Genomic DNA, 8,632 nt, shown 5'->3' with positions numbered 1-8,632 from the left:
CTGGAGATCGCTGACATCTTTCGCGCCCACGGCCCCGCGTGGCGGCGGAACAATGCGGGGCATGTCAGCCTAGCGCTGCTGAAGGTGATGTCGGCAATTGAAACCCGTCGAACCGAGGCGCTCGGCGGGCATGTGACGGGCTGCACCAAATGCGGCCACAACCACATTGCGTATAATTCCTGCAAGAACCGGCACTGCCCGAAGTGTCAGGGGCCAACGGCACGTGACTGGATGGAGGCGCGCGCCGAGGATATGTTGCCCGTCGAGTATTTCCACGTCGTCTTCACGCTGCCAGAAGAGATTGCCCGGATCGCCTATTGGAACAAGCGGGCCGTCTATGGGTTGTTGTCCAAATCTTCGGCGCAAACGGTGATGACCATCGCCGCCGATCCCAGGCGCATGGGCGCGCGGGTCGGCATGACCAGCGTGTTACTCACCTGGGGATCGGCCCTGACGCATCACCCGCATGTCCACATGATCGTTCCCGGTGGCGGCGTGTCGCCGGGCGGGAGCAGCTGGATCGCCTGCCACCCCGGCTTCTTCCTACATGCGCGGGTCCTGTCCCGGCTGTTCCGGCGCCTTTTTCTGGAAGGGCTGATGGACCTGCACTGCGCGGGCAAACTTGCCTTCTTCGGCGATCTTGAAGAGCTGGCTGAGGCCGGTGCTTTCGCTGCTTGCCTCGCCCCGTTCCGCAAATCCGAATGGGTGGTCTACGCCAAACCGCCCTTCGGTGGCCCGAGGCGGTGCTGGCCTACCTGAGCCGCTAAACCCACCGGGTGGCGATCGCGAACGCCCGCCTGGTTAGCGCCGATGCCAATACCGTGGCCTTCCGCTGGAAGGATTGGAGCTGTCGCCCTTGATGGATCGGCGTCTCTACCAAGCCGTATCAACGACGTCCGGCCAACCAAGTTTTAAGATCCCTTTGCGCGGCTTCGAGTGTCTCGATGTTGATGGTGCGCGTTGCCAGAGCGCGGTTCAGTGCACGCACGCGCTTGTTTAGCGTCAGGTGCTCATCGAGGTCCGAAGATACTCCCAGCTTGTCGTAAAGCGATAAAAGGCGATTCTGGACTGTCCGGAGCGACATGCCGCGCCGTTCCGCGATCGACTTGTCCTGAAGCCCCAGCGCGAGATCGATCAAGACGTCGAACTCGCTGTCGTCGAGCCGCGTGCGCGGCGCGGTGCCGCGTTTCTGCAGACGGTGGATTTCGCGATCCACGATGATCTGTGCCTCGACCAGCACGGCGCGCAGCGCCAGCTTGAGACGGTCACGCGACGCCGTCTTGAGGACATAGCCATAGGCGCTCTCCTCGGGCACGACCTGGGCGATCCCGCGCAGATAGGCGTCGTCGGCGTAGTTGGACCAGAACAGGATGCGGCTCTGCGGCCGTTCGGCCCAGATCGTGCGCGCCGCCTCGATGCCGTTGCGGTGTTCCATCTGCAGGTCCATCACGATGGCCTCGATTTCCCCCTGCCGAGCCTCTTCTTCACCGGCCACTCCATCGGCGGCATGAAAGATCTCTGTCACCTCGGGCAGGGCCTCGGCCAGGGCCTCCTGAAGATAGGTCGCATGAAACTGGTCGTCCTCGATGATGAGCACCTTCATGACCGATCACCCAGCATGACCCGAAGCGCGCAGCCGTCGTCGTTCAGGACATCAAGCTCGGCCGAGATCAGCCGCGCCCGCGTCCGCATGTGGGCAAGGCCGGAATTCCGCCGCACCTCCGCCGGAATGCCGCAGCCGTCGTCGCGCACTGTCATGGCAAGGCCGGACCGGGCCATAGGTGCTATCCTTACCTCGATGCGGCGGGCCCCGGAATGGCGCGCGGCGTTGTTGATGGCTTCCTGCGCGATGCGGAAGAGGGCGGTCCGCACGGTCGGGTTCAGCCGGTCCGGCGCGCCATCCGTCTCGTCTATCACCTCGACCTCGACGGGCGCGGAACCGACCGCGCGTTCGAGATGCACTTGCACAGCATGCAGGAACCCGAAAAGCTCCAGAAGGCTGGGGACAGCCGTGTCGATGATCCGACGCAGATCCCCGATCGTTTCCGAGATCCGGCTCGCGAGGTGATCCCGACCGGGCGGCGCGTCTCCGGTGACTTCCCGCAACAGCCTGGTCAGATCGGCAAGGGTCTGGTCGTGCAGGTCCATCCCGATGCGCTGGCGTTCCCGTTCAAGCGTCTGCGTCAGGTCCAGTGCACCGCGGCGCAGACCCTCTTCCCGCGCCTTGGCTTCCTGCCCGACCTGCGCCGCCCGTTGCGCCAGTTCCGCGGTGTGCAAGGCGTGGAAATAGGGCGACAGGACATCGGCCACATGTTGGGCGCGCTGCACCGTCTCGCCGTTGTAGATGCCGGGCGTGGAATGCGAAATGTTCAGCGTCCCAATGGGCTGGCCCATGACCTTCATCAGGACATGCACGCGCGAGCGCAGCGCGTGGTTGAAGATAGGTTCCGAGCATGACCCCTCGAAGGTCTGGCGAGGATCCTGCATGGCATCCTCGCACAGCATGAAATCGCAATGCCCGTTGATCAGGTCCCGGATCGGCGAGACATCGACCCGCGTGCGTGCCCGCGACCACCGCGTCTGGATGCCGACCTCGTAACTCGACAGCCAGCCCGGACGATCATTCAGGCATAGGTCAGCGTGCGTAAAGGGAATGACCTCCGCGATCTCGTTGGCCACCGCTTCGAGCGCCGAGGCAATATCGGTCCGTTCTGCCAGATGCGCCGAAATGCGCAGGAAGACGTCGCCCTTGTCTGGCGCCTGCAAGGCGTTGGTCATCGTCTCCTCCGGTCGCGCAATGCACGTTCCCGCAAGCGTTACAGGGAAATCCGGAGAAAGGAACACCGTGAGCCGCAAAATATTTGCGGGAACCCGCAACAGCTTTGCTGGAGGATACCTTTACAGGTGTCGTTTCGGACCGCATCATCACGCCATCCGCGCCCTTTCCAGGCCGGCATACAGCGCAGGACTACTGTGCGACAGGGAGGAAAAACATGACACTTTCGAAGATGCTGCTGAGTGCGGCAGGCCTTGCGCTTTCTGCGGGACTGGTCCAGGCCGAGTCCCACATGTCCGAAACCGCCGACAAGCGCATCGCGCTGTCCAACAACTATGCCGGCAATTCCTGGCGGCAGGCGATGCTCCAGACATGGCAGGAAATCGGCGCGCAGGCAGTTGCAGATGGCATTATCGCCGCCGCGGACGCCTATACCACCTCCGAGAACCAGCCCACCGAGCAGGCCGCGCAAATCCAGAACCTGATTCTGCAGGGCTATGACGCCATCGTGCTGAATGCCGCGTCGCCCACCGCCCTGAACGGGGCCGTCAAGGAAGCCTGCGATGCCGGCGTGATCGTCGTCAGCTTTGACGGGATCGTGACCGAGCCCTGCGCCTGGCGGATCGCGGTGGATTTCGCGGCGATGGGTCGGGAAGAAGTGGACTACCTCGCCTCGCGCCTGCCCGATGGTGGCAACCTGCTTGAAATTCGCGGCCTCGCCGGGGTGTTTGTTGATGACGAGATCAGCAAAGGCATCCACGAGGGTGTCGAGGTACACAATCAGTTCAAGATCGTCGGCTCGGTTCACGGCGACTGGGCCCAGGATGTCTCGCAAAAGGCTGTTGCGGGAATCCTGCCGTCTCTGCCCGATGTGGTCGGGGTCGTGACGCAGGGTGGCGATGGCTACGGGGCGGCGCAGGCCTTCAAGGCTGCCGGCCGCGACACGCCGCTGATCGTTCTGGGCAATCGTCAGGACGAGCTGCAATGGTGGGCCGATCAACGCGATGCCACCGGATACGAGACGTTGTCGCTGTCAATCGCGCCGGGCGTGGCGTCGCTGGCGCTCTGGGTCGCACAGCAGATCCTTGCCGGCGAAGAGGTGCCAAAGGATCTGACAGTTCCCTTCCTGAAGATCACGCAGGACAATCTTGACGATGCCCTGGCCACCACCCCCGAGGGGTCTGTCGCCAACGTGACCTACTCGCTGGAAGACGCCCAGCAGGTCATCTCCGACGCCAAGTGATCCTGTGATCCTCACCGGCGGGGCGCCCAGACGGCAGCCCGCCGAACCTCATCCCATCAATGGAGCGCTCATGAACGATCATGAGAGAGCGCCCCTCGTGTCGCTGACGGACGCGGCCCGGCATTTCGGGCCCGTTCGCGCGCTCGACGGGGTGACCCTGTCCGTCGCCCCGGGCGATTGCGTCGGGCTGGTCGGCCACAACGGCGCCGGCAAGTCGACATTGGTAAACCTGGTAAACGGCGGCCTGGCACCGTCGTCCGGTACAGTTGGGTTCGCCACGGGCAGCAGCGCGCTGGAGGCGGGCGTGCGGTCGGTCTTCCAGGAACTTTCACTTTGTCCCAACCTGACCGTGGCCGAGAACCTTCGCATCTCTCACAGCGCGCTGAAGGGGCCGAACTGGCGCCGGCCTGCGCGGGCAGAAATCCGCCAGAGTCTCGACACGATTTTTCCCGGCCACGGCATCGACCCGAATGCAGAGGTCGACACGCTGTCCATCGCCGAACGGCAGATGGTCGAGATCGCCATCGGTTTCGCCCCGCGCGGCAGCGAGGCGCGGCTGGTCATCCTGGACGAGCCGACCTCGTCGCTGGACGCCGGCATCGCCGATCAGTTGCTGGCCCATGTAAAACGCTTTTGCGCCTCGGGTGGCGCGGTGATCTTTATCTCGCACATGATGGGCGAGGTATTCCAGGTCGCCACCCGCATCGTTGTTTTGAAGGACGGAAAGGTCGTGGCCGAGCGCCCGACCGAAGACTTCACCCGTCAGGGTCTGGTGGATGCCATGGGCCACGTCACAGCCGACACGGCGGAAACCACCGGGACCGGGCGTGATTTCGGGACGGAGGTCGTTCGCACCGACCAGGGCCTGACCGCCCGCAAGGGCGAGATCGTGGGCCTGTCGGGCCTGGCCGGTCACGGGCAGGCGGCGGCGCTGGCGCGGCTTTACCTCTCGCGCTCGTCAGCGTGGCGGGCGGGCAAAGCCCCCGAGGTGGTGTTTGTCGCCGGAGACCGGCAACGCGACGGAGTTTTGCCACTCTGGTCGATCCTGCGCAACATCTCGGTCTCGATCCTGCCGCAGGGCGCCCGGTGTGGGCTGGTGGACCGTGAGGGTGAGACCAAGGTGGCGCAGGACTGGAAGACCCGCATCGGCATCCGCACCGAAGACGTCGCAAACCCGATCCTGTCGCTGTCGGGCGGCAACCAGCAGAAGGTGCTCTTTGCCCGTGCATTGGCCTCTGCGGCGCCGGTCGTCATCATGGATGACCCGATGCGCGGCGTGGATGTAGGCACCAAGCAGGACGTCTATGCCATGATCCGCGCCGAGGCCGCCCGCGGGCGCACCTTCCTGTGGTACTCGACCGAAACCGAAGAGGTCTGCCAGTGCGACAGAGTCTTCGTCTTCCGCAACCACGAGATCAGCGCCGAACTGACCGGCGCGGAAATCACCGAAGAGAAGATCCTCGAAGCCTCTTTCGAGATGCAGGAGGCGTCATGACTTTCCTTGCCCGCCACCGGATCATTCTTCCGGTGGTCTCGCTTGCCGTATTGCTGGCCGCGACGTTCTACATGCAACCGCGTGCGATGAGCTATTTCGGGTTGAACCTGCTGTTCAACCTCGCGGTGCCGATCGCGCTGGCAACCATCGCGCAGATGATGATCATCATGGTCAACGACATCGACCTGTCTCTGGGCGCCTTCGTCAGCCTTGCGGCCTGTGTCACGGCGACCTTCCTGAACGATGCGCCGATGCTGGGGCTGCTGATCCTGCTGGCCCTGGTCCTGTCCTACGCTGTGCTGGGGGCCGTCATCCACGCGCTAGAGCTGCCCGCCATCGTGGTGACGCTGGGCATGTCCTTTGTCTGGGGCGGGATCGCGCTGTTCATCCTGCCTTCGCCCGGCGGCGCCGCGCCCGGCTGGCTGCGCACGCTGATGACGGTCAAGCCGCCGTTTGCGCCGATGGCCGTCGTCGCTGCGGTGATCATTGCCGCCGTCACCCATCTGCTGATCATGCGCTCCGGCATCGGGACGGTGCTGCGAGGCGTGGGCGGCAACGCGCGCTCGGTCGCGCGGGCGGGCTGGTCGGTGATCCGGCTCAAGGCACTGGCCTACGGGCTGGCAGGGCTTTTTGGCGTGCTTGCGGGCATGGCGCTGGTGGGTCTTGCCACCTCGGCTGACGCCAACATCGCGCTGCGCTACACGCTTTTGTCCATCGCGGGCGTGATCCTGGGCGGTGGCGAGTTCACCGGCGGCAAGGTCAGCCCGACCGGCGCGGTGATCGGCGCCTTCACCCTGACACTGGCGGCGAGCTTTCTGTCCTTCATGCGCCTCTCGCCGGACTGGCAGATCGGCGCACAAGGCGCGATCCTGATTCTCGTGCTGACCGCCCGGCTGATCTTTCGCCAGAAGGGGAGTGAGGCATGAGCGTTCTGAGCAGGCCCTGGCTCTGGTCCTGGCTGGCTGCGGCGGCGGCGTTCTCGCTGACCCTCGGCCTCACCTCGGGGCGGGGCGCCGGAGAGCTGGGGTACGCCGCATTGTCCTTCGGCGCCTTCGCAGCCATCGTCGGGCTGGGGCAGATGCTGGTGATCACCCTGGGACCCGGCAACGTCGACCTGTCGATCCCGGCCACCATGACCCTGGCTGCCACCCTGGCGCTGAAGGCGATGGGCAGCGATCCCGGCACAGCCTTTCTCGGCCTCGTCATCGCGCTGGCCGTCGGTTTCGGCACGGGGGTGGCAAATTACGCGCTGATCTTCCTGTTGCGTCTGCCGCCGATCATCGCGACGCTGGCGGCCTCGCTGATCTACCAGTCGCTGGCCATTTGGTCGAACCGGGGCCTGCGGATCAAGCCGCCCGCCGGGTTGGCCGATTTCGCCACCGGACGTTTCCTGGGCCTGCCCAACGTGGCCTGGGTCGGCCTGGCCCTGGCCATCCTTGTCTGGATTGTGCTGGAACGCTCTGTCTGGGGGCGGTGGCTGCTGGCCACGGGGCAAAACCTGCGCGTGGCGCGGCTGGCGGGCGTGCCGGTCGAACTGGTGCGCGCGTCCACCTATATCTCTGTCGCCGTGTTCGCGTCGCTGGCGGGTTACCTGCTGGCCAGCTTTTCGGGCGGGGCGGCGCTGAACATGGGGCAGGAGTACCTGCTGATGTCCATTGCCGTCGTCGTGATCGGCGGCAGTTCCATCGCCGGGGGCAACTCCAACGTGCCGGGCGTCTGGGGCGCCGCGTTGTTCATGTTCCTCGTTGTCTCGATGCTGAACAGCTACGGGGCAGGGGCGGGCGTGCGCAACGTGCTGACCGGGACGATCATCATCGCCATCGTCATCGCCGCCAGCTCAAGGAGGGCCCGGACATGATTACACTGCCGCCGCACCTGGAAATCCATGATGACCGGTTCGCCGCGCTGGTCCATCCCATGTCGCAGCTGGAGGTGATCGCCGAAGGTTTCACCTGGACCGAAGGGCCGGTCTGGTTCGGGGATCACGACTGCCTGCTGTTCTCGGATATCCCGAGCCAGCGGATCATGCGATGGTCCGAACAAGACGGCGTGTCCGTTTTCCGCTCCGGGTCCGGGTTCAACAACGGCAACACGCGGGATCGCCAGGGGCGGTTGGTAGGCTGCCGTCATGGCATGCGCGACGTGGTCCGGACCGAGATCGACGGGTCACTGACCGTTCTCGCCGACAGGTTTGACGGCAAACGGCTCAATTCGCCCAATGATGTTGTCGTCAGTTCGGACGGGGCTGTCTGGTTCACCGATCCGACCTACGGCATCATTTCGAATTTCGAGGGCTTTCGCAGTGATCCCGAACAATCCGGCTGCAACGTATTCCGCATGTCGCCCGGCGGCGAGCTGAGCGCCGTCGTCACCGATTTCAGCCAACCGAACGGCCTGTGCTTCTCGCCGGACGAAAAGACGCTCTATATCGCCGAAAGCGGATCGAGCCACGACGACTCGGTGCCTTCCGTCATTCGCCGTTTTGCCGTCGAAGGCGGCGACCTGCGCGACACTGGCATCTTTGCCGAGATCGACGACGGCCTGCCGGATGGGATGCGCTGCGATGTCATGGGCAACTTGTGGTCCTCGGCAGCAGACGGTGTGCATTGTTTTGATAGCGAGGGCACTCGGCTGGGCAAGATCCTGGTTCCTCAGGTCGTTTCGAATCTGTGTTTCGGAGGACGCGATGGGCACAGGATGTTCATTACCGCCACCACGTCCGTCTATCGCGTCTTCGTGGACGTGCGCGGTGCCGAGCCTTGGACGCTCGGGAAGCAATAGCAGATCTCGATCCCTTTTGGGGACAGGTTGCACTCCAGCGGGGGTGGGTCCTTTTCGGCAAGGGGATGAGCCAGTATCCGAGCTTTTGATGTAACGGACCGGCCAGCGTTCTCAATTCCTTACAGGGAAGAGAAGGTTCGACGGGTGTCCCGTTCCCTCCGCCACCCACACATTTTTTCTGATGGCAGGAAACAGCGTACAGTGACCGAGGGTCCTGCAAACGCGGGGTTCTTTCCTTGTCCGGGGTTTCTCGGGATTTTGTTCGTTTACGCCTGTGTGCTTCCCTTGCGTGGTCGGAATGGTGGTAAGATGGCGGCGCTGGGCGGCAAGCTGACAA

Annotated in this window: 7 protein-coding genes and 1 pseudogene; 6 read left to right on the top strand and 2 right to left on the bottom strand. The window is 64.2% G+C overall.

From position 1 onward, the window contains the following. Positions 1-845: pseudogene (locus PVW46_RS03710) on the top strand (IS91 family transposase); the annotation flags it as partial. Positions 846-886: 41 nt separating this feature from the next. On the opposite strand, the gene PVW46_RS03705 reads toward PVW46_RS03710, so the two are convergent. Together PVW46_RS03705 and PVW46_RS03700 are read right to left on the bottom strand one after the other, a co-directional pair. Continuing rightward, positions 887-1,603, bottom strand: a complete 717-nt coding sequence (locus PVW46_RS03705; RefSeq protein WP_043145533.1) for a response regulator transcription factor — start codon at positions 1,601-1,603, stop codon at positions 887-889. Next, positions 1,600-2,778, bottom strand: coding sequence for a sensor histidine kinase (locus PVW46_RS03700; RefSeq protein ID WP_069208455.1), 1,179 nt, complete (start codon positions 2,776-2,778; stop codon positions 1,600-1,602). The genes PVW46_RS03705 and PVW46_RS03700 overlap by 4 nt, the downstream gene beginning before the upstream one ends. A 215-nt stretch (positions 2,779-2,993) precedes the next feature. Here PVW46_RS03700 and PVW46_RS03695 point away from each other — a divergent pair, with 215 nt between their 5' ends. The 5 genes from PVW46_RS03695 to PVW46_RS03675 all read left to right on the top strand — a co-directional run bounded on the left by PVW46_RS03695 (position 2,994) and on the right by PVW46_RS03675 (position 8,295). Continuing rightward, a complete protein-coding gene (locus tag PVW46_RS03695) occupies positions 2,994-4,019 on the top strand; it encodes an ABC transporter substrate-binding protein (protein ID WP_069208454.1) in 1,026 nt (341 codons plus the stop codon). Between the two features lie 70 nt (positions 4,020-4,089). Further along, complete coding sequence (locus PVW46_RS03690) at positions 4,090-5,514, top strand: sugar ABC transporter ATP-binding protein (RefSeq protein ID WP_069208453.1); 1,425 nt, start codon at positions 4,090-4,092, stop codon at positions 5,512-5,514. After that, positions 5,511-6,440 (top strand): ABC transporter permease, encoded by a 930-nt coding sequence (locus PVW46_RS03685; protein WP_043145529.1) that lies wholly within the window; start codon positions 5,511-5,513, stop codon positions 6,438-6,440. The genes PVW46_RS03690 and PVW46_RS03685 overlap by 4 nt, the downstream gene beginning before the upstream one ends. Beyond that, complete coding sequence (locus PVW46_RS03680) at positions 6,437-7,372, top strand: ABC transporter permease (RefSeq protein ID WP_043145528.1); 936 nt, start codon at positions 6,437-6,439, stop codon at positions 7,370-7,372. Before PVW46_RS03685 ends, PVW46_RS03680 begins: the two co-directional genes overlap by 4 nt. Further along, positions 7,369-8,295, top strand: a complete 927-nt coding sequence (locus tag PVW46_RS03675; RefSeq protein ID WP_069208452.1) for an SMP-30/gluconolactonase/LRE family protein — start codon at positions 7,369-7,371, stop codon at positions 8,293-8,295. The genes PVW46_RS03680 and PVW46_RS03675 overlap by 4 nt, the downstream gene beginning before the upstream one ends. The last annotated feature ends 337 nt before the right edge of the window (positions 8,296-8,632 follow it).

Source organism: Mameliella sp. AT18, assembly GCF_028807275.1.
In the GTDB taxonomy this organism is placed as follows: Bacteria; Pseudomonadota; Alphaproteobacteria; order Rhodobacterales; family Rhodobacteraceae; genus Antarctobacter; species Antarctobacter albus.
Note: the sequence above shows the minus strand (reverse complement) of the source record. Positions and strands in the feature narration are given on the sequence as shown.